This is a genomic window from Streptomyces sp. NPDC017056 (assembly GCF_044332485.1).
In the GTDB taxonomy this organism is placed as follows: Bacteria; Actinomycetota; Actinomycetes; order Streptomycetales; family Streptomycetaceae; genus Streptomyces.
Map to the genome: position 1 here is coordinate 322,514 of NZ_JBIRPD010000003.1, position 19,070 is coordinate 341,583.

Below are 19,070 nucleotides of genomic sequence, written 5' to 3' on the forward strand. Positions count from 1 at the left end.
CTGATTTGGAGTGAATTTCAACAGTGGGCAGGTTTTGGCCCTGCGTAGTCTGTGCGGCATGCAAACTGCCGGGAACCGAGGGGCGATGAGTGACGTCCCCGTCCTCGGTGTAGTGCGACCCCATGAGCCATATGGGTGCCGTACGTCGGGGGGACCTGAAGCCAACTGCCGCCTTCAGGCGACGAGATAGATAGCGCGCCTGCCCGAGGAGTATTCGTTCCATGAGCGAGCACCGTCGCAAACCGCCCCAGCCGCAGGGCGGCGGACGTGCTGCGGCCCGACGAGCCGCACAGCAATCATCCGGGCGTCGCGCCGCGCCCTCCCGCGGCTCCGCCCCCGGCCCCGGCCCGGACGCCGAGTCCGGGGCGTACGGGCAGGAACGGCCGGCCGGCGGTAGAGCCGAGGCCCGGCGCGCCGCTCAACGCGGTGGCCGGCGACGGGCGTCCGATACGGCCGAGATGGCTTCCGGCAGTGGCCGTGGCGGGCGCGGCGGCCGGCGCACCGGAGGCGGTGGCGGCGGAAGCGAGGGCGGTCGCGGGCGGGGCCGTGGAGCAGGCGGGCCCGCCAAGAAGCGGTTCATAGACTATCCGCGTGCGGGCAAGGTCGGTTGGCGCCGGTTCGTGCCCTCGTGGAAACAGGTCCTCAGTACCTGCATCGGCTTCCTCGCAGTGATCGTCGGCGCGGCCGGTCTCGCGCTCGCCTACGTGGACATCCCGGATGCGCAGAAGGCGTCGAAGCTGCAGAAGAACGTCTACTACTGGTCCAACGGCAAGCCGATGGTCGTCGCCGGTGGCGGTGACCTCAACCGCCAGATCGTGCCGATCACCTCGATCCCCAAGTCCATGCAGAACGCGGTGATCTCCGCCGAGAACGCCTCGTTCTACGAGGACTCGGGCGTGGACCCGATGGGCATCGCCCGCGCGGTCCTCAACATGGCCAAGGGCGGTGAGACCCAGAGCGGGTCGACCATCACCCAGCAGTACGTGAAGAACACCTACCTCGACCAGTCGCAGACCCTCAAGCGCAAGCTCACCGAGCTGTTCATCTCGGTGAAGGTGGGCATCAAGGAGAAGAAGCCCACGATTCTGGCCGGCTACCTCAACACCGCGTATTACGGGCGAGGCGCGTACGGCATCCAGGCGGCGTCCCGGGCGTACTACGGCAAGGACTGCGACAAGCTCACGCCGAGCGAGGGCGCCTTCCTGGCCGCGCTGCTCAACGGTCCCAACCTCTACGACCCGTACATCACGACGGAGACCAAGGGCGCGAACCTCAAGCGGGCCGAGGCACGCTGGAAGTGGACCCTGGACCGCGAGGTCGAGGTCAAGCGGATGGAGAAGGCGGAGCGGGACCAGATCAAGGACTTCCCGATGCCCAAGAAGCCCAAGAAGGCCATGGACCTCCGCGGCCAGAAGGGCTACCTCGTCGACCTCGCCAACAACTACATCACGGCGAACACCAACATCACCGACTCCATGTTGAAGATGGGCGGCTACGAGATCCACACGACCTTCGACGAGAAGAAGGTCAACGAGCTCGCGGCTTCCGTCGACAAGGTCACCAAGGAGCACATCAAGCCGGACGAGCGCGAGGTCGACAAGTACGTCCAGTTCGGCGGCGCCTCGGTCGAACCGGGTACCGGCAAGATCGTCGCCATCTACGGCGGCAAGGACGCGACCCAGCACTACACGAACAACGCCGACTACACCGGTGTCCAGGTCGGCTCGACCTTCAAGCCGTTCGTGCTGGCGTCCGCCATGAGCGACGGCGTGCGTGATCCGCACAATCCCGAACGACGTACCCGCGTCTCACCGAACAGCATCTACAACGGCGACAACAAGCTGAAGCTGCTCAACTACGACGGGACCGTCTGGCACGACAAGGACGGAAAGGAGTGGCACCAGGCGAACGACGGCAACGAGGACCGCGGAAAGATCACCCTCCGCACCGCCATGCAGTTCTCGGTGAACACTCCCTACATCCAGCTCGGCATGGACGTGGGCCGCGACAAGGTGAAGGAAGCGGCGATCGCCGCGGGCCTGCGCGACGACCAGAGCATGGCCAAGACCACGCCGACCTACTCGCTGGGCACCTCGGCGCCGAGCGCGATCCGGCTGGCCGGCGCGTACGCCACCTTCGCCGCCAGTGGCCAGCAGGACGATCCGTACTCGGTCGAGTCCGTCGAGAAGGACGGCCAGACCAAGTACGAGCACACCAAGAAGCCCAAGACCGGTTTCAGCGCGGCGGTCGCGGACAACGTGACGGACGTCCTGAAGACCGTGGTGGAGAAGGGCACCGGTACGGCCGCGAAGCTGCCCGACGGGCGTGAGGCGGCCGGCAAGACCGGTACCACCGACGACAACAAGTCCGCCTGGTTCGCCGGGTACACGAAGCAGCTGGCCACCACGATCGGCATGTGGCGCGTGGACGACCAGGCCAAGCAGCAGGAATTCTTGAAGATGTACGGCGTCGGCGGCGAGGAGAAGATCCACGGCGCGTCCTTCCCGGCCCGGATCTGGGCGGAGTACATGACGCAGGCGATGAAGGGGCAGAAGCTCGAACCCTTCCCGAAGCCCGCACCGATCGGCCAGAAGGTGTACGGCGACGGCATGAGCCCGTCCCCGACGCCCACCCTGCCGTCTCCGCAGCCGAGCAGCCCGAAGCCCACGCCCACCAAGCCGAAGCCGTCCAGCCCGCCCCCCAGCCCCACACCGACCAAGACGTGCGCGGACTGGGACATCGCCTGCCAGCACAACGGCGGGGCGACCGGCGGTGGTGAGACCGGTGGCGGGCCCGGTGGACACACCGGCGGCGGTTCGTCGTCGCCCGATCCGAGCACGGGCGGTCCCGGCGGTGGCACCGATGGCGGCATCTTCGACGGCCCCGGCGGCGGTGGAGCGTCGGGCGGACGACGCTACTGACCGCTGGCTGTTTCACGTGAAACGTGAAACCGAGAAGCCCCCGACCCGGGACCTGCGGGCGGGGGCTTCTCCCTGTTCGGCCCTAGACCGTACGGCAGGATGGGCCCATGACGAGCGTGCGACAGGACGAGCCCGTACGGCCGACGAGGCGGGATGACGTGGCGGCGGCCGGGAGCGAGCTGTTCGGCGGGCCGGCGGGCCGGCGCGCGCTCTTCGGCACCGGCTGGTGGACACCGGTACGCGTCATCGCGCTGGTCGCCATCGGCATGTTCGCACTCGGCATGGTGCAGAAGCTCCCGTGCTACGAGAGCGGCTGGTTCTTCGGCGCCACCAGCCAGTACACCCACGCCTGCTACTCCGACATCCCGCACCTGTACACGGGCCGTGGCTTCGCCGACGGGCTCATCCCGTACTTCGACAAGCTGCCCGGCGACATGGAGTACCTCGAATACCCGGTGCTGACCGGAGTGTTCATGGAGGTCGCCTCCTGGATGACTCCGCACGGCGGGTCCATCCAGGACCGTGAGCAGATCTACTGGCTGGTGAACGCCGGAATGCTGCTGGCCTGCGCCGCGGTACTCGCCGTGTGCGTGGCCCGTACGCACCGGCGCCGGCCCTGGGACGGACTGCTCGTCGCCCTCGCCCCCGCCCTCGCGCTCACCGCGACGATCAACTGGGACCTGCTCGCCGTCGCGCTGACCGCCGTCGCGATGCTGACGTGGTCGCGCTGTCGGCCCCTCGCGGCAGGAGTCTTCATCGGCCTGGCGACCGCCGCGAAGCTGTACCCGGTGCTGCTGCTCGGGCCACTGCTCCTCCTGTGCTGGCGCGCCGGACGGTGGCAGGCGTACGGCAAGACCGTAGCCGGAGCCGTCGCCGCATGGCTGGTGGTCAACGCGCCGGTGATGATCACGCACGACGCTTCCGGCTTCCACATCCGCGAGGGCTGGGCGAAGTTCTACACCTTCAGCCAGGAGCGGCCCATCGACTTCGGCTCGATCTGGCTGCTCATCTCCCAGCGCACCGGTAGCCCGCTGGAGGACGCGAACACCTACGCGACGCTGCTGATGCTCCTCGGGTGCGGCGCCCTGGCGCTGCTGACGTTCTACGCGCCGCGCCGGCCGCGGTTCGCGCAGCTCGTCTTCCTCGTCGTCGCGCTCTTCATCGTCACCAACAAGGTCTACTCGCCGCAGTACGTGCTGTGGCTGATCCCGCTCGCTGCGCTGGCGCGGCCACGCTGGCGCGACTTCCTGATCTGGCAGGCGTGCGAGGTGATGTACTTCCTCGGGATCTGGCTGTACCTCGCTTACACCGGCAACGGAGACAAGCACCAGGGACTGCCGCTGGAGGGCTACCAGCTGGCGATCGTGCTCCACCTGGCGGGCACGCTGTACCTGTGTGCCGTGGTCGTACGTGACGTGCTGATGCCGGAGCGGGACGTGGTGCGCAAGGACGGCGATGACGACCCGTCGGGCGGCCTGCTGGACCACGCACCGGATGTGTTCGTGCTCGGCCAGGCGCAACGCGTACCGCGGCACGCGTTGCAATTCGAAGGGGCCGCAGAGCTTCGCTGGGGAGTGGCGCGGGACTCGGCACGCCGGTAGCCGGACGCACGGAACGGGCCCGGGGCCGCAGAGCAAGTCTGCGGCCCCGGGCCCGAGGCGTTCACGGAGCGGTCGCGGCTCAGCGGTCCACGATGCGGTCGTACTGCGTCGTGGTGTGCCGCAGGTGCGCCACCAGTTCCTCGCCCACCCGCGGCTCGGGGGCGTCCCCGGGCACGAAGAGGATGGAGACCTGCATGTGCGGCGGCTCCGCGAACCACCGCTGCTTGCCCGCCCACACGTAGGGCGAGAGGTTGCGGTTGACGGTCGCCAGACCCGCGCGGGCCACGCCCTTGGCGCGGGGCATCACGCCGTGCAGGGCCTTGGGGGACTCCAGGCCCACACCGTGCGAGGTGCCGCCGGCCACGACGACCAGATAGCCGTCGGAGGCGGCCTTCTGCTGGCGGTAGCCGAAGCGGTCGCCCTTGCCGACCCGCGTGACGTCCAGGACCGAGCCGCGGTACTCGGTGGCCTCGTGGTCGCCGAGCCACAGGCGCGTACCGATGCGCGCGCGGAAACGAGTCTGCGGGAACTGCTGCTGCAAGCGGACGAGTTCGTCGGCCTTGAGGTGGCTGACGAACATCGTGTGCAGCGGCAGGCGCGCGTTCCGCAGCCGGTCCATCCAGCCGATGACCTCCTCCACGGCGTCGGAGCCGTCGGTGCGGTCCAGCGGCAGGTGGATGGCGAAGCCCTCCAGCCGTACGTCCTCGATGGCGGCGGCCAGCTTCGGCAGCTCCTCCGGCATGACGCCGTGCCGCTTCATGCTGCTCATGACCTCGATGACCACCCGGGCGCCCACCAAGCCGCCCACGCCCTCGACCGAGGAGACCGACCGGATGGCGCGGTCCGGCAGCGGAACCGGTTCCTCGCCGTGCCGGAAAGGAGTCAGGACCAGCAGGTCACCGCTGAAGTAGTCCTTCATGCGGGCCGCTTCGTAGGTGGTCCCCACGGCGAGGAGATCGGCCCCGAAGCGAGTCGTTTCCTCGGCGAGGCGCTCGTGGCCGAAGCCGTAACCGTTGCCTTTGCAGACCGGGACGAGCCCTGGGAACTGCTGGAGAACGTTCTGCTGGTGTGCCCGCCAGCGCGCGGTGTCGACGTAGAGAGTGAGCGCCATGGCCGGGCCCGGAACCTTTCTCGTAGCTGCGTTGCGGTCGATCAGAGGGACGAACGGGAGGTGTGACGGTCAGCGGCGAGACATGTAGATGTCGAGAGCCTTGTGCAGGAGCTTGTTGAGCGGGAAGTCCCACTCGCCCAGGTACTCGGCCGCCTGCCCGCCCGTACCCACCTTGAACTGGATGAGGCCGAAAAGCGGGTCGTTCTCGTCCAGCGAGTCGCTGATGCCGCGCAGGTCGTAGACCGTGGCGCCGAGCGCGTAGGCGTCGCGCAGCATCCGCCACTGCATGGCGTTGGAGGGCCGGTGCTCGCGGCCGATGTTGTCCGATGCGCCGTAGGAGTACCAGACGTGGCCGCCGACGACCAGCATCGTCGCGGCGGAGAGGTTCACGCCGTTGTGCCGTGCGAAGTACAGCCGCATGCGGTTGGGGTCCTCGGTGTTGAGGGCCGTCCACATGCGCTGGAAGTAGCCGAGCGGACGCGGCCGGAAGCGGTCGCGCACCGCGGTGATCTCGTACAGCCGCTGCCATTCGGCGAGGTCCTCGTAGCGGCCCTGGACGACCTCGACGCCGGCCTTCTCGGCCTTCTTGATGTTGCGGCGCCACAGCTGGTTGAAGCCCTTGTGGACGTCCTCCAGCGAACGGTTCGCCAGCGGCACCTGGAAGACGTAACGGGGCTGTACGTCACCGAAGCCGGCCCCGCCGTCCTCGCCCTGCTGCCAGCCCATCCGGCGCAGCTTGTCGGACACCTCGAAGGCGCGCGGCTCGATGTGGGTGGCCTCGATGTCGCGCAGCCGCTTGACGTCCGGGTCCTGGATGCCGGACTTGATCGCGGCGGAGTCCCAGCGCCGGATGATCACCGGCGGGCCCATCTTCACCGAGAAGGCGCCCTGCTGCTTCAGGTGCGCCAGCATCGGCTTCAGCCAGTCCTCCAGATTCGGGGCGTACCAGTTGATGACCGGGCCCTCGGGCAGGTAGGCGAGGTACCGCTTGATCTTGGGCAGCTGGCGGTAGAGGACCAGGCCCGCGCCGACCAGCTGACCGCTCGCGTCGAACCAGCCCAGGTTCTCCGAGCGCCATTCGGACTTCACATCGGCCCAGGCCGGGACCTGCATGTGGCTCGCCGAGGGCAGACTCTGGATGTACGCCAGATGCTGCTCTCGGCTGATGGTCCTCAGGGTCAGGCTCATGCGGGGCGCTCCTCGGCAGGTTTGTCCCCAGGGTCGGGGCTCCGGCTCTCGCGCCGAAGCCTACTGCGACAGGGGAGCGCCCCGTTTGGGCGAAGGGGGGTGGAGCGACCCCGCGCCCGGCCTGCCGCCTAGCCGAGCACCCCGCCGAAGAGGCCGCCGTGGGCCATGCCGAGGAAGAAGCCGACGGCCGCCGCGCCCAGGCCGATGATCAGCAAGAAGCGCTCTCCGGTGGTCGCGGAGATGAACTGGCCCCAGGCGCCGGTGCCGATACCGATCAGTCCCGCCCAGGAACTCACCAGGTGGAGGTTGTGGAAGTGGGCGGTGAAGAAGGCGAGGGCGCCGAGCACCAGGGTCACGGCGACAAGGGAGTTCTCGACGGGATGGGCCTTGCCGTCGCTGTTCAGAAGAGAGAGAAGGCCGTGCTGCGGCCGGACTGCTTGTGCCATGCGGCACCTCCGAAGACAGGGCGGCGAACTGTAACGCCGCTCACACCCGTTGTGTTCCAGATTGGGGGGATCGGCGGCCGGATTTCAACCGGAAGCCCGAAGGCAGGTACTGTGTACGGTCTGCGCCCATGTCTGTCCAGGTCTCCTGGCCGGGCCGGGTGCGGAACGCATCAAGACCCTCCTGCCACGGAACGACCGTGGCCGCTGAGTCCAAAGGAGGTGGGTTCTACATGCGTCACTACGAGGTGATGGTCATCCTCGACCCCGATCTGGAAGAGCGCGCTGTCTCTCCCCTGATCGAGAACTTCCTCTCCGTCGTCCGTGAGGGCAACGGAAAGGTCGAGAAGGTCGACACCTGGGGCCGTCGTCGTCTCTCGTACGAGATCAACAAGAAGCCCGAGGGCATCTACTCGGTCATCGACCTGCAGGCCGAGCCTGCGGTCGTCAAGGAACTCGACCGTCAGATGAACCTGAACGAGTCGGTCCTCCGGACCAAGGTCCTCCGTCCCGAGACCCACTGAACGCATCAGCGTCAGCGGTAACCGGGTTCGAGTAGCAGCAACACCAGCAGCCAGCAGCACACCCGCCGAGAGGTTCCCCTAATGGCAGGCGAGACCGTCATCACGGTCGTCGGCAATCTTGTCGACGACCCCGAGCTGCGCTTCACCCCGTCCGGTGCGGCGGTCGCGAAGTTCCGCGTCGCGTCCACTCCCCGCACCTTCGACCGCCAGACCAACGAGTGGAAGGACGGCGAGAGCCTGTTCCTGACCTGCTCGGTGTGGCGTCAGGCGGCGGAGAACGTCGCCGAGTCCCTCACCCGGGGCACCCGCGTGATCGTGCAGGGCCGCCTCAAGCAGCGGTCGTACGAGGACCGCGAGGGCGTCAAGCGCACGGTCTACGAGCTCGACGTCGACGAGGTCGGCGCCAGCTTGCGGAACGCCACGGCCAAGGTCACCAAGACCACCGGTCGCGGTGGCCAGGGCGGCGGCTTCGGCGGCGGCCCGCAGGGCGGCGGCCAGGGTGGCGGCGGCTGGGGCGGCGGCCCCGGCGGCGGCCAGGGCGGCGGGGCTCCCGCCGACGACCCGTGGGCGACCGGTGCCCCTGCAGGCGGCGGCCAGCAGGGTGGCGGCGGCGGTGGCTGGGGCGGCGGCTCCGGCGGCGGCTACTCGGACGAGCCGCCCTTCTAGGTCCAGTCCGTACGCGCGCTGTTTCACGTGAAACAGCGCGAAACGGCCGGGGCCTGAGGGCGTCAGCACAAACTTCTTGAACTCACTGGAGAGAGACAATGGCGAAGCCGCCTGCTCGCAAGCCTAAGAAGAAGGTTTGCGTGTTCTGCAAGGAGAAGATCTCCTACGTCGACTACAAGGACACGAACCTGCTGCGGAAGTTCATTTCCGACCGCGGCAAGATCCGTGCCCGCCGGGTGACCGGCAACTGCACCCAGCACCAGCGTGACGTCGCCACGGCCGTGAAGAACAGCCGTGAGATGGCGCTGCTGCCCTACACCTCCACCGCGCGATAAGGGAAGGGTGACCGACTCATGAAGATCATCCTCACCCACGAGGTCTCCGGCCTCGGCACCGCCGGCGACGTCGTAGACGTCCGCGACGGTTACGCCCGTAACTACCTGGTCCCGCGTGGTTTCGCGATCCGCTGGACCAAGGGTGGCGAGAAGGACGTCGAGCAGATCCGCCGCGGTCGCAAGATCCGCGAGATCGCGTCGGTCGAGCAGGCCAACGAGATCAAGGGCCAGCTCGAGGGCGTCAAGGTGAAGCTGTCCGTGCGTGCCGGTGACGCCGGCCGCCTGTTCGGCTCCGTCACGCCGGCCGACGTCGCCTCGGCGATCAAGTCCGCCGGTGGCCCCGACGTGGACAAGCGCCGCGTCGAGCTCGGCTCGCCGATCAAGACCCTGGGCGCGCACCAGGTGTCCGTGCGTCTGCACAGCGACGTTGTCGCGAAGGTCGGCGTCGAGGTCGTCGCCGCCTGATCGCAGTGCCATAGCACTACGCCGAAGGGCCGCACTCCGGAAACGGGGTGCGGCCCTTTCGCGTACGTCTCGGGGCGTGGGCCACGGGCCGTGAGCGGGCCGTCCGGCCCCGGAGGGCTACGGGCGCAGTGCTGCCACCCCCGGCCTGCTCAGCCCTCGCCCTCGTCCTGGGCGCGCTTGTAGAGGTCGGCGACCTCGTCACCGAAGTACGAGGCGTACGAGACGTCGTCCTCGTCGCCGCCGCCCTCGTGGCCTCCCAGGACGCCGATCACGGTCCCGGTGTGGCTCTTGGGGTCGTAGTCGGCGAGCCAGGGGCTGCCGCTCGTACCGCCGGCGAAGTCGGTGCACTCGACGCGCATCTGCGTGTCGCTGAACCGCGTCGTGCGGTTGTGGCAGGAGATCGGCGTCTCACTGCTGGTGGGGTACCCGGTGATCTTGACCTCGTTGTCGAAGCCGGGGTCGATGCCGAGGGTGTTGCCGCCCAGCACGTCCTGGATCTGCTTGCCGTCCTTGCTGTCCAGGACGAGGAAGGCGACGTCCATGTCCTCGTCCTGTGACGAGGCCCAGCGGTCGTCGACGACGACGTTCCTGACCTTCCACAGGCCGGCCGGCTCCTGGCCGTCGCGGTAGTCGGGAGCGAAGACCAGGTCGTTCACGGCCTTGCCGGTCTCGGGGTCGAAAGCGCAGTGCGCAGCGGTGATCAGCATGTTCCGGCCGGGACTCTGCACGACGCTGGCGGTGCAGAAGTGGTCGCCGGTGTCGTCCTTCTCGAAGATCGCGCCCACCCGGGCGTTCTGCTCGGTGCTGCGCGGGGTGTAGGCGCTGCCGTCGTCGGCGGGGGCCGTGGCGGACGGGTCCTGGTCCTGGGGGTCCTGACCGGGCTCGCCCGCCTTGCCGTACCCGCTGCGGATGGTGCCGCCGCCGCGACTGCTGGTACCGGCGTCCTGGGAGGCGTAGCCCACTACGATGCCTGCCCCGATGACGGTCAGCGTCAGGGGCAGGACGATCTTCCTGGCAAGCGGGCGCACAGGGTCATTATCAACACGGTGCGGTTGTTTCGGGTGTCTTCAACGCGAGGCTCCTGTCACAATCCAGCGGCCCGACCGGGTACGTGCCCACAATGTCAGCATCCGCACGGTCATCATCAGGGCCATGGCCCACCACAGTGCGGTCAGGCCGCCGCCGACGGCCGGTACCAGCAGCGCGGCCGGCGCGAAGAGCGCGAGCGTCACGAGCATCGCCCAGGCGAGGTACGGACCGTCGCCCGCGCCCATGAGCACGCCGTCGAGAACGAAGACGATGCCGGCGACCGGTTGGGTGAGGGCGACGACCAGCAGGGTGGGCAGCAGGGCGTCCTTCACGGCCGGGTCGGCGGTGAACAGCGGCATGAACAGCGGCCTCGTGAGCACCACGAGCAGGCCGAGCACCACTCCGGAGGCGATGCCCCACTGCACCATGCGGCGGCAGGCCGCCTTGGCGCCCGGCACGTCGTCGGCGCCCAGGTAGCGTCCGATGATCGCCTGTCCGGCGATGGCGATGGCGTCCAGGGCGAAGGCCAGCAGCGACCACAGGGTGATGACGATCTGGTGGGCGGCCACCTCGGCGTCTCCGAGGCGGGCCGCGACGGCGGTGGCGATCATCATGACGGCACGCAGCGAGAGCGTACGTACCAGCAGCGGCACACCGGCCTGCGCGCTGGCGCGGATGCCGGCGATGTCCGGGCGCAGCGAGGCACCGTGCCGGCGGGCGCCCCGCACCACGACGATCAAGTAGACGGCGGCCATGCCGCACTGGGCGACGACGGTGCCCCAGGCGGAACCGGCGATGCCGAGACCGGCGCCGTACACCAGGCCGACGTTCAGGGCCGCGTTGACGGAGAAGCCGCCGATGGCGACGTACAGCGGCGTCCTGGTGTCCTGGAGACCGCGCAGTACGCCGGTGGCCGCCAGCACCATGAGCATCGCCGGGATGCCGAGGGCGCTGATGCGCAGGTAGGTGACGGCGTACGGGGCGGCGGTGTGGGAGGCGCCGAAGACGTCGACGAGCCAGGGGGCGGTCGGCAGGACCGTGGCCACGACGGCTGCGCCCAGGAGGAGGGCGAGCCAGATGCCGTCCATGCCCTGCCGGATGGCGGAGGAGAGGTCGCCGGCGCCGACCCGGCGGGCGACGGCGGCGGTGGTGGCGTACGCGAGGAAGACGAAGACCGCGACCGCGGTGCTCAGGAGCGGACCCGCGACGCCGAGCCCGGCGAGCTGCCGGGTGCCGAGGTGGCCGATGACGGCACTGTCGACCATGAGGAAGAGGGGCTCCGCGACGAGCGCGCCGAACGCGGGGAGAGCGAGTGAGATGATCTCGCGGTCGTGGCGGCGGTCGGTACGCCGCGGCGTCGCGGGGGCCTGTGTCATGCGGCCAATCTAATCTTCCACAGGTAAGCGACACAACCGTATTGCGATCCTTACTTCGCGCCGGGTGGAGCGCTCGCCTCCACGGCATGTGGGCCGATCATGAACAGGTTGCGGAAGTTTTTCTCCCCCACAGGCTATGGATGAGAAAGCCGCAGGTCAGAGAGGTCGGCATCGGCTGATTGTGTGTTTGTCCACAGCGCTGTCCCCCGTGCGGTGCACAGGTTCGGAGGACTTCTCCACAGGAACGGGCCCATCGTCCACATGGCCTGTGGATAACCAGATTGGCGGACGGTGCCGCCGGGCCTACCGTAGTCCGGCGCCTGGCCCCTGTTCCGGTCCCGGAACCCATCCGAACTCGACGCGCCGTAACCGGAGTCGGGCGTCTCGTTTGTCAGAGCTGTGCCGTAAGAAAGAAGAGCACAGCAAGGTCCGCGCCGCGGACGGGAGGAGGTGCCGGGGTGAGCATGCCCGAGCCCGTGGAGGACCCCTGGGCGGACGCCGGCCCCAGCGACCGGCTGCCCGCCGCCCGCTCCCGCCGCAACGACGGCAAGGGACGCGGCCGTGACGACCGCAACGACCGGGGTGACGAGGACGGCGGCTGGTCGGGCGGCGGCTTCGAGCGCGTACCGCCCCAGGACCTGGACGCCGAGCAGTCCGTGCTCGGCGGCATGCTGCTGTCCAAGGACGCCATCGCCGACGTCGTCGAGGTCCTCAAGGGCCACGACTTCTACCGGCCGGCCCACGAGCTGGTCTACCAGGCGATCCTCGACCTGTACGCGAAGGGCGAGCCGGCCGACCCCATCACGATCGCGGCCGAGCTGACCAAGCGCGGCGAGATCGCACGGGTCGGCGGCGCGTCGTATCTGCACACCCTGGTCCAGTCCGTTCCGACGGCGGCGAACGCGGAGTACTACGCCGAGATCGTCCACGAGCGGGCCGTGCTGCGCCGGCTCGTCGAGGCCGGCACCCGCATCACGCAGATGGGGTACGCCGCCGACGGCGACGTCGACGAGATCGTCAACAGCGCCCAGGCGGAGATCTACGCCGTCACCGAGCAGCGCACCAGCGAGGACTACCTCCCGCTCGGCGACATCATGGAGGGCGCGCTCGACGAGATCGAGGCGATCGGCTCCCGCCAGGGCCAGATGACGGGCGTACCCACCGGCTTCACCGACCTGGACTCCCTGACCAACGGCCTGCACCCCGGCCAGATGATCGTCATCGCCGCGCGCCCCGCGATGGGTAAGTCCACCCTCGCGCTGGACTTCGCGCGGGCGTGCTCCATCAAGAGCAACCTGCCGAGCGTGATCTTCTCGCTCGAAATGGGCCGCAACGAGATCGCGATGCGCCTGCTGTCCGCCGAGGCGCGGGTGGCCCTGCACCACATGCGCTCCGGCTCCATGACGGACGAGGACTGGACCCGGCTGGCCCGGCGGATGCCGGACGTCTCCGCCGCGCCGCTCTACATCGACGACTCGCCGAACCTGTCGATGATGGAGATCCGCGCCAAGTGCCGCCGCCTCAAGCAGCGCAACGAACTGAAGCTGGTGGTCATCGACTACCTCCAGCTGATGCAGTCCGGCGGCTCGAAGCGCGCCGAGAGCCGCCAGCAGGAGGTCTCGGACATGTCCCGTAACCTCAAGCTGCTGGCCAAGGAACTGGAACTCCCGGTCATCGCGCTCTCGCAGCTGAATCGTGGCCCCGAGCAGCGCACGGACAAGAAGCCCATGGTCTCGGACCTGCGTGAATCGGGCTCCATCGAGCAGGACGCGGACATGGTCATCCTGCTGCACCGCGAAGACGCCTACGAAAAGGAATCCCCGCGCGCCGGCGAGGCGGACCTGATCGTGGCAAAGCACCGTAACGGCCCGACGGCGACCATCACAGTGGCCTTCCAGGGCCACTACTCGCGGTTCGTGGACATGGCACAGACGTAATCGCCGACTGTAGGGTCTCAAGTTTCGTGTCGGAATCTCACGGTCGATGTCGGAAGGAAGTCGGATCCGATATCGACCGTGAGACACCGCAGTTCAGCGGGGCGCGGTGCCCGCCGGGGTGCCAGGGGTTCGTAGAGTCGCTTGGCTGGCCGAAGGGGTGGAGGAAGCATGCGGATTGTCATTGACGGGGCGCACATCGGAAGCCAGGCGGACCTGCACCGGGTTCTTGCCGGGCCTCTGGACTTCGGTCCGTACTACGGGCACAACCTGAGCGCCCTGTGGGACCGTCTGAGCAGGGATGTCGAGCGCCCGGTCGAGATCGTCTGGGAGAACGCCGAAGCCAGTCGTGGCCGCATGGGCGATGAAGCGTTCGAGGCGATCGCGTCCGTCCTGGTCCGGGCTGCCGCGGAAGACGAGTCGAACGCGCCGCACGAGAGGCTGACCGTGCGTTTCACCTGATGTGGAGTCCGGCGGCGAGCGGCCACGGTTCGCCATCGGCTTCCGACACGGAGCTGAGACGCTGAGCATCCGACACGGCGTGAGACGGCGGGCGGGGCCGCAGGTCACAGCCTCAGCGTCCGACACGAGCCGCGAGAACCTACAGACGGCGTAGTTTCCCAAAGCGACACCATGCGCTCAGAGCTGACTGCATATCAGGGCTAGATGCGGCGTTTCACAACACCGTGGGCGCTCAGGGGCCCACGGGGGCTGGGCGTCAAGCCTGAGCGTGAGCGGCGGGTGTCTTGGTGAAGAAGCTGATTACTTCCTGGGGTGTGGGGTTGTGGCCGACTTCGGTGGCGGCTGCCGCGCTGCGGGGGAACATTGCTTGCTCGTATGTGGTGAGGGCGGTCTCGATGTCGTCGGGGTGTGCGGCGATGGCTTTGCCGAGTTCGGCGCCGTCCTGCATGGCCAGGTTGGCGCCTTCGCCGTTGGGGGGCGAGAGGTGGGCGGCGTCACCGAGCAGGGTCACTCCCGGTACCCGGTCCCAGCGGTGCTCGGCCGGCAGGGCGTGGAGGGGGCGCAGGACGGGTGCGGTCACGCCGCCGGTGATCAGGGCGGTGAGTTCCGGTGCCCAGCCGTCGTACTCCTCCGCGATCCGCGCGGCGGCCGCCGGGGCATCGGTGAAGTCGATGGCGGTGAACCAGTCCTGCGGCTTGGCGAGTGTGAAGTAGGCGTGGAGGGTTCCGTCTTTTTCCCGGTGAGCCACGCACCACTTTCCGCGTTCGTCCGGGTCGACGGCCCCGAGCGTTCCGCCGCCGACCGCTGCGGCGGTGGCCGGGTGCCGGGTGTCGGCGTCGTACAGGCGGGTTTCGACGAAGGACCGGCCCACGTACGCGGGCAGGGCGTCGGAGAGCAGCGGTCGGACTCGTGACCAGGCGCCGTCCGCGCCGACCAGCAGGCTTGTGAGGGCGGTGGTGCCATCCGCGAAGGCCACCTCGTGGCGGCCCCCGGGGAGGGTGCGGACGCCGGTGGCTTTGCGGCCCCATCGGACGGTACCGGCGGGTAGCGCGTCGAGGAGGATCTGACGCAGTTCGCCGCGCTGTACTTCGGGGCTGCCGCCCGCGCCGTCGTCGGCCTTGTCGTACAGGACGGTTCCGTCCCGGTGGAGGAGCCGTATCGCTTGGCGGCCTTCCAGGACGATGCCGCGGAATTCGTCCATCAGGTTGGCTGCCCTGAGGGCGAGTTGGCCGCTGCGGTCGTGGATGCCGAGCATCCCGCCCTGCGAACGCGCCGTCGGGGAGGGCTCCGCCTCGTAGACCGTGGCCGGGATGCCGTGGACGTGCAGGACGCGGGCCAGCACGAGGCCGCCGAGGCCGGCGCCGATGATCGTGACAGGAGGGTGCATGGGGCTCCTTACGGGACGCACACCTGCCGGGTGGGTTCCGGCAGGTGTGCTGAAAGGTTTCGGCTCGCCGGGAGATGCGATGCCTCGGGAGCGGGGTCAGATGACGATGACGCGGCGCCCGCGCGTGTGGCCGGCCTGGCTGTCGATGTGGGCGGACGGGGCGTCGGCGAGTGAGTAGGTCTTTTCAACGGGGATGTGGAGCTTGCCCTGCGAGATGAGGCGGGCGGCCTCGGCGAGCGCTTCCGGTACGCTCCCGGCCACGCCGGAGAACCGGACACCGAACTCCGGCGCACCGAGGTCGGCTATGGAGACCACCTTCTGCGGATCCCCGGTCAGTTCGACGAGCTCGGGGAGTACGCCCGAGCCGGCGAGGTCGAGGGCGGCGTCGGCGCGGCCGAGCTGCCGCACCCGCTCGACCCAGCCCTGGCCATAGGTGGTGGCGAGGGCGCCCAGGCTCCGCAGATAGTCCTGGTTGGCGGCACCGGCCGTGCCGATCACCGTGATGCCGCGGTCGCGGGCGATCTGGAGCACCGCCGACCCGACTCCTCCGGACGCCCCGCTGACCAGCAGCGTCTGGCCGGGCTGTACGCCGACCTCGCGGATGATGCGCAGCGCGGTCTCCACCACGGAGGGGTATCCGGCGGCCTCTTCGTACGTCAGGTTCTCGGGCATACGGGCCCAGGCCGACAGCACGGCGAATTCGGCATAAGTGCTCGCGCCTTCGCCGAACACGTGGTCGCCGACCGCGATCCCTTCGACGCCCTCGCCGATCTCGTCCACCACTCCGGCGGCGTCCAGCCCGACGCCGGAGGGCAACCGGACCGGGTGGGCCCCTAGGACCTGGCCTTCACGGATTCTCCAGTCGACGGGGTTGACGCCTGCCGCTCGCACGGCGATGCGGATCCGGCCGGGGCCCGGGTGGGGCTCTTCGGCGTCGATGAGGTGCAGAACGTCCGGGCCGCCGAACTCGGCGAAGCTGATTTTCTTCATGCCGCGGACCGTAGCACTAACGGTTAGTGTTTTGGAACAGTTACGGATTCGTCGCTGATAGCGTGAGAGCATGACCGTGCCGCCCGGACGCCGTGAACGTAAGAAGGCCGCGACCCGCCAGAAGATCGCGGAGGCCGCCCTGCGACTCTTCCTGGAACGCGGCTACGACGCGGTGGGCATCCGTGACGTGGCCGCCGAGGCCGACGTGGCCGTCACCACGCTCTTCTCGCACTTCGCCGCGAAAGAGGCCCTGGTCTTCGAGCAGGACCAGAACTTCGAGCACCGCCTCACCGAGGCGGTCACCGACCGGGCGCCGCACGAGCCGCTCATCCCCGCGCTGCGCCGCGAGATTCTCGCCCTGGTGCGGCACTGCACGGCGGAAGGCGCCGCCCCGATCTGGGACATGATCGACGCCTCACCCGCCCTGCGGGCCTACGAGGAGTCGATGCGGCTGCGCCACGCGGAATCGCTGGCGGCCGCCATCGCCGACGACCTCGGCCTGCCCCGGACGGCAACGGCCGCCCGGGCCATCGCGAGGTTCGCGGTCGACGCCTTCTCGCTGGCCCGCGAGGCGCCCGACCCGGACGCCGCGGTGGACGAGATCTTCCAGATGATCGAGGCGGCCTGGGAGGTCAGCACCGGCCCCTCTCGACGTACGTAAGGAGCTCTGGGCAGGCGCCGGCCGGGAGGCCCGGGAGGCCCAAGCGGCCGGCAGCCTGTGCCGTGATTACGGGATATCGAGCAGGACCTTGCCCACGAGGCCGTGCTCCAGCGCGGCGTGGGCGTCTGCCGCGCGCTCCAGCGGGAAGCGGTGCAGCGGCAGGCCGGCCTCCTCGCCCACGCGCAGCGCGCCCGCGTCCACGGCCGCCGCGACATCGGTGAGCGCCTGCTGCTTCGCGGCGGGCGGCACGGTGTAGACGAAAACGCTCTGCCAGCGCAGATTCGCCGACAGCGAGGCGAGCACCGGGACGGACAACTGCTCCTCCTCGCCCCCCGAGTAGTAGGCCACCACAGCTCCCTGGGCCGCCACCGCGAGGTCGAGAGCGGTGTTGGTGCCCGGTGCGACCTCCACGACGATGTCGACGCCCTCGGGGGCGAAGTCCAGGATCTCCGCGGCGGCGTCCTGCGTGCGGTAGTCGACCACCCGGTGAGCGCCGGCGGCGCGCGCCAGCGTGGCCTTGGCGGCGCTGCTGACCGTGGTCACCACACGCGCCCCGGCCCAGCAGGCGAGCTGGACGGCCGCGTTGCCGACCGCGCCGGCGCCCCCTGCCACCAGTACGGTCACACCGCTGAGGGAGCCGGGCGCGATACGTCCCGGTCCGCCGTCGTGGACGGTCAGCGCGCGGTGGGCGGTCAGGGCCGGGATGCCCAGGGACGCGCCCAGCTCGAACGGAGCGTGGTCGGGCAGGGCGACGGCATGCTGGTCGGGAACGAGCGTGTACTGCTGCGCCGTGCCCCAGGGGCGCTCCCACGCGGCTTCCCAGATCCACACCCGCTGTCCGATCCGCGCCGGGTCGACCTGCGGGCCGACGGCGTCGATCACCCCCGCGCCGTCCTGGTGGGGCACCTGCTCGCTCATGCCCGGCGGCAGCGCGCGCCTGCGGCTGCGCCAGTCGGTGGGGTTGACCCCCGAGACGTGTACACGCACCCGTACCTCGCCCGGGCCGGGCTCGGGCACCGCACGCTCGACGAGTCGGAGGACCTCGGGGCCGCCGGCAGCCGTCCGGATGACGGACTTCATGTCTCACCCTTCCTTCGTCGCCCCGGAGCACGGTCGGCCGGCACCCGGGAGGACGCTGCCTTGTGTGGGGCACCCTCTGAACTCCGTTACGGAGCGCGGTATTCCGGAAGCCTCTTGCCGTACGTGCGCGCCTCAGCGACCCAATTCGGCCGCCTTGTCGGCGCGACGTGCGAAGACGTCTTCACGCCGGTCTTCCATTTGCCGCAAGGCGTCCTTACGGTGCCGCTTGGAGAGGCGATCGAGGTAGGTGTGGCCGACGAGGTGGTCGGCCTCGTGCTGCAAACACCGGGCGAAGTAGCCCGTGCCCTCGATGACGAGAGGGCTGCCGTCCTTGTCGAACCCGCGGACCACGGCGCGGTCGGTGCGAGGGACCGGCATCGTGGCACCGGGTACGGACAGGCAGCCCTCGTGCGCGTCCACGAGCCGGCGGCTGCCAGGGCCGGGCAGGTCGAGCACCGGGTTGACGATGTGGCCGACGTGCCGGATGCCGTCGTCGTCCGGGCAGTCGTACACGAACAACCGCAGGTCGACGCCGACCTGGTTGGCGGCCAGGCCCGCACCGTCGGCCACGTACATCGTCAGGAACATGTCGTCGATCAAGGACGCGAGTTCCGGAGTCCCGAACTCCGCCACCTCCCGGCAAGGGCGGCTCAGGACCTCCTCGCCCACCACCGTTATGCGGCGCACCGCACCGCGTTCCGCCTCAGGCGAGAGCGCCGGGTACGAGTCGACGGGGCGGCCCTGCACACGGACGCGCAGGTCGGCGGTGTGAGGCCGGTCGTCACGAATGGGCATCGCTGTTTCCCCTTCTGCGCACGCCACGCCTGTCGCGGGCGTTACTGCGGCTGATGTCCCGGGCAAGTTCCGCTTGCCAAGGGCTTTGCAAAGTAGCAGGGT

Annotated in this window: 18 protein-coding genes; 9 read left to right on the forward strand and 9 right to left on the reverse strand. The window is 69.3% G+C overall.

Going from position 1 to position 19,070, the window contains the following annotated elements:
• Window positions 1-221: 221 nt before the first annotated feature.
• Window positions 222-2,921: a transglycosylase domain-containing protein gene (locus ACH4OW_RS07165; protein WP_398025622.1), complete on the forward strand. Its 2,700-nt coding sequence runs from the start codon at window positions 222-224 to the stop codon at window positions 2,919-2,921.
• A 107-nt stretch (window positions 2,922-3,028) separates the two neighbouring features.
• The gene (locus tag ACH4OW_RS07170; RefSeq protein ID WP_398025624.1) at window positions 3,029-4,522 is read left to right on the forward strand and encodes a glycosyltransferase family 87 protein; all 1,494 of its coding nucleotides are present in this window, start codon (window positions 3,029-3,031) and stop codon (window positions 4,520-4,522) included.
• 79 nt (window positions 4,523-4,601) lie between these two features.
• On the opposite strand, the gene ACH4OW_RS07175 is transcribed toward ACH4OW_RS07170, so the two are convergent.
• From ACH4OW_RS07175 to ACH4OW_RS07185, 3 genes are all read right to left on the reverse strand, one after another.
• Complete coding sequence (locus tag ACH4OW_RS07175; RefSeq protein WP_360125344.1) at window positions 4,602-5,633, reverse strand: alanine racemase; 1,032 nt, start codon at window positions 5,631-5,633, stop codon at window positions 4,602-4,604.
• Window positions 5,634-5,702: 69 nt separating this feature from the next.
• Complete coding sequence (locus ACH4OW_RS07180) at window positions 5,703-6,821, reverse strand: peptidoglycan bridge formation glycyltransferase FemA/FemB family protein (RefSeq protein ID WP_360125342.1); 1,119 nt, start codon at window positions 6,819-6,821, stop codon at window positions 5,703-5,705.
• A 128-nt stretch (window positions 6,822-6,949) separates the two neighbouring features.
• The gene (locus ACH4OW_RS07185; RefSeq protein ID WP_360125340.1) at window positions 6,950-7,267 is read right to left on the reverse strand and encodes a hypothetical protein; all 318 of its coding nucleotides are present in this window, start codon (window positions 7,265-7,267) and stop codon (window positions 6,950-6,952) included.
• A gap of 230 nt (window positions 7,268-7,497) precedes the next feature.
• Between ACH4OW_RS07185 and rpsF the strand changes: the two genes are divergently transcribed.
• The 4 genes from rpsF to rplI all read left to right on the forward strand — a co-directional run bounded on the left by rpsF (window position 7,498) and on the right by rplI (window position 9,254).
• The gene (gene rpsF, locus ACH4OW_RS07190; RefSeq protein ID WP_003978891.1) at window positions 7,498-7,788 is read left to right on the forward strand and encodes a 30S ribosomal protein S6; all 291 of its coding nucleotides are present in this window, start codon (window positions 7,498-7,500) and stop codon (window positions 7,786-7,788) included.
• An 81-nt stretch (window positions 7,789-7,869) separates the two neighbouring features.
• Window positions 7,870-8,454 carry a single-stranded DNA-binding protein gene (locus ACH4OW_RS07195; protein WP_360125338.1) on the forward strand — a complete coding sequence of 195 codons (585 nt, stop codon included), beginning with the start codon at window positions 7,870-7,872 and terminating at the stop codon, window positions 8,452-8,454.
• A gap of 98 nt (window positions 8,455-8,552) precedes the next feature.
• Window positions 8,553-8,789 (forward strand): 30S ribosomal protein S18, encoded by a 237-nt coding sequence (gene rpsR, locus ACH4OW_RS07200; protein WP_003978893.1) that lies wholly within the window; start codon window positions 8,553-8,555, stop codon window positions 8,787-8,789.
• Window positions 8,790-8,807: 18 nt separating this feature from the next.
• Window positions 8,808-9,254 carry a 50S ribosomal protein L9 gene (rplI, locus tag ACH4OW_RS07205; RefSeq protein ID WP_360125336.1) on the forward strand — a complete coding sequence of 149 codons (447 nt, stop codon included), beginning with the start codon at window positions 8,808-8,810 and terminating at the stop codon, window positions 9,252-9,254.
• Between the two features lie 149 nt (window positions 9,255-9,403).
• Here rplI and ACH4OW_RS07210 read toward each other — a convergent pair whose 3' ends face one another.
• Together ACH4OW_RS07210 and ACH4OW_RS07215 are read right to left on the reverse strand one after the other, a co-directional pair.
• Complete coding sequence (locus ACH4OW_RS07210) at window positions 9,404-10,282, reverse strand: trypsin-like serine peptidase (RefSeq protein ID WP_398025628.1); 879 nt, start codon at window positions 10,280-10,282, stop codon at window positions 9,404-9,406.
• 39 nt (window positions 10,283-10,321) lie between these two features.
• Window positions 10,322-11,659, reverse strand: coding sequence for an MATE family efflux transporter (locus ACH4OW_RS07215; RefSeq protein WP_398025630.1), 1,338 nt, complete (start codon window positions 11,657-11,659; stop codon window positions 10,322-10,324).
• Between the two features lie 458 nt (window positions 11,660-12,117).
• Here ACH4OW_RS07215 and dnaB point away from each other — a divergent pair, with 458 nt between their 5' ends.
• Window positions 12,118-13,596 (forward strand): replicative DNA helicase, encoded by a 1,479-nt coding sequence (gene dnaB / locus ACH4OW_RS07220; protein ID WP_360125330.1) that lies wholly within the window; start codon window positions 12,118-12,120, stop codon window positions 13,594-13,596.
• A gap of 168 nt (window positions 13,597-13,764) precedes the next feature.
• The gene (locus ACH4OW_RS07225) at window positions 13,765-14,055 is read left to right on the forward strand and encodes a barstar family protein (protein ID WP_398025632.1); all 291 of its coding nucleotides are present in this window, start codon (window positions 13,765-13,767) and stop codon (window positions 14,053-14,055) included.
• A gap of 256 nt (window positions 14,056-14,311) precedes the next feature.
• Here the strand turns inward: ACH4OW_RS07225 and ACH4OW_RS07230 are convergent, their stop codons facing one another.
• Both ACH4OW_RS07230 and ACH4OW_RS07235 read right to left on the reverse strand, forming a co-directional pair.
• On the reverse strand, window positions 14,312-15,442 hold the full coding sequence (locus ACH4OW_RS07230) for an FAD-dependent oxidoreductase (protein WP_398025634.1): 1,131 nt from the start codon (window positions 15,440-15,442) through the stop codon (window positions 14,312-14,314).
• A gap of 96 nt (window positions 15,443-15,538) precedes the next feature.
• On the reverse strand, window positions 15,539-16,432 hold the full coding sequence (locus tag ACH4OW_RS07235) for an NADP-dependent oxidoreductase (protein ID WP_398025636.1): 894 nt from the start codon (window positions 16,430-16,432) through the stop codon (window positions 15,539-15,541).
• A 70-nt stretch (window positions 16,433-16,502) separates the two neighbouring features.
• On the opposite strand from ACH4OW_RS07235, the gene ACH4OW_RS07240 reads away from it, so the two are divergent.
• On the forward strand, window positions 16,503-17,093 hold the full coding sequence (locus ACH4OW_RS07240; RefSeq protein ID WP_398025638.1) for a TetR/AcrR family transcriptional regulator: 591 nt from the start codon (window positions 16,503-16,505) through the stop codon (window positions 17,091-17,093).
• A 66-nt stretch (window positions 17,094-17,159) separates the two neighbouring features.
• Here ACH4OW_RS07240 and ACH4OW_RS07245 read toward each other — a convergent pair whose 3' ends face one another.
• Together ACH4OW_RS07245 and def are read right to left on the reverse strand one after the other, a co-directional pair.
• Window positions 17,160-18,173 carry an NADPH:quinone reductase gene (locus tag ACH4OW_RS07245; RefSeq protein WP_398025640.1) on the reverse strand — a complete coding sequence of 338 codons (1,014 nt, stop codon included), beginning with the start codon at window positions 18,171-18,173 and terminating at the stop codon, window positions 17,160-17,162.
• Window positions 18,174-18,305: 132 nt separating this feature from the next.
• Window positions 18,306-18,968: a peptide deformylase gene (def, locus tag ACH4OW_RS07250; RefSeq protein WP_398025642.1), complete on the reverse strand. Its 663-nt coding sequence runs from the start codon at window positions 18,966-18,968 to the stop codon at window positions 18,306-18,308.
• Window positions 18,969-19,070: the final 102 nt, after the last annotated feature.

Bases quoted from the DNA above. Each gene is read 5' to 3' on its own strand.
- ACH4OW_RS07225 (WP_398025632.1), top strand. From the start codon at position 13,765: ATGCGGATTGTCATTGACGGGGCGCACATCGGAAGCCAGGCGGACCTG.
- rpsF (WP_003978891.1), top strand. From the start codon at position 7,498: ATGCGTCACTACGAGGTGATGGTCATCCTCGACCCCGATCTGGAAGAG.
- ACH4OW_RS07185 (WP_360125340.1), bottom strand. From the start codon at position 7,267: ATGGCACAAGCAGTCCGGCCGCAGCACGGCCTTCTCTCTCTTCTGAAC.
- ACH4OW_RS07230 (WP_398025634.1), bottom strand. From the start codon at position 15,442: ATGCACCCTCCTGTCACGATCATCGGCGCCGGCCTCGGCGGCCTCGTG.
- rpsR (WP_003978893.1), top strand. From the start codon at position 8,553: ATGGCGAAGCCGCCTGCTCGCAAGCCTAAGAAGAAGGTTTGCGTGTTC.
- ACH4OW_RS07245 (WP_398025640.1), bottom strand. From the start codon at position 18,173: ATGAAGTCCGTCATCCGGACGGCTGCCGGCGGCCCCGAGGTCCTCCGA.
- ACH4OW_RS07180 (WP_360125342.1), bottom strand. From the start codon at position 6,821: ATGAGCCTGACCCTGAGGACCATCAGCCGAGAGCAGCATCTGGCGTAC.
- ACH4OW_RS07215 (WP_398025630.1), bottom strand. From the start codon at position 11,659: ATGACACAGGCCCCCGCGACGCCGCGGCGTACCGACCGCCGCCACGAC.
- ACH4OW_RS07235 (WP_398025636.1), bottom strand. From the start codon at position 16,432: ATGAAGAAAATCAGCTTCGCCGAGTTCGGCGGCCCGGACGTTCTGCAC.
- ACH4OW_RS07170 (WP_398025624.1), top strand. From the start codon at position 3,029: ATGACGAGCGTGCGACAGGACGAGCCCGTACGGCCGACGAGGCGGGAT.
- rplI (WP_360125336.1), top strand. From the start codon at position 8,808: ATGAAGATCATCCTCACCCACGAGGTCTCCGGCCTCGGCACCGCCGGC.
- ACH4OW_RS07175 (WP_360125344.1), bottom strand. From the start codon at position 5,633: ATGGCGCTCACTCTCTACGTCGACACCGCGCGCTGGCGGGCACACCAG.
- ACH4OW_RS07240 (WP_398025638.1), top strand. From the start codon at position 16,503: ATGACCGTGCCGCCCGGACGCCGTGAACGTAAGAAGGCCGCGACCCGC.
- ACH4OW_RS07165 (WP_398025622.1), top strand. From the start codon at position 222: ATGAGCGAGCACCGTCGCAAACCGCCCCAGCCGCAGGGCGGCGGACGT.
- def (WP_398025642.1), bottom strand. From the start codon at position 18,968: ATGCCCATTCGTGACGACCGGCCTCACACCGCCGACCTGCGCGTCCGT.
- ACH4OW_RS07195 (WP_360125338.1), top strand. From the start codon at position 7,870: ATGGCAGGCGAGACCGTCATCACGGTCGTCGGCAATCTTGTCGACGAC.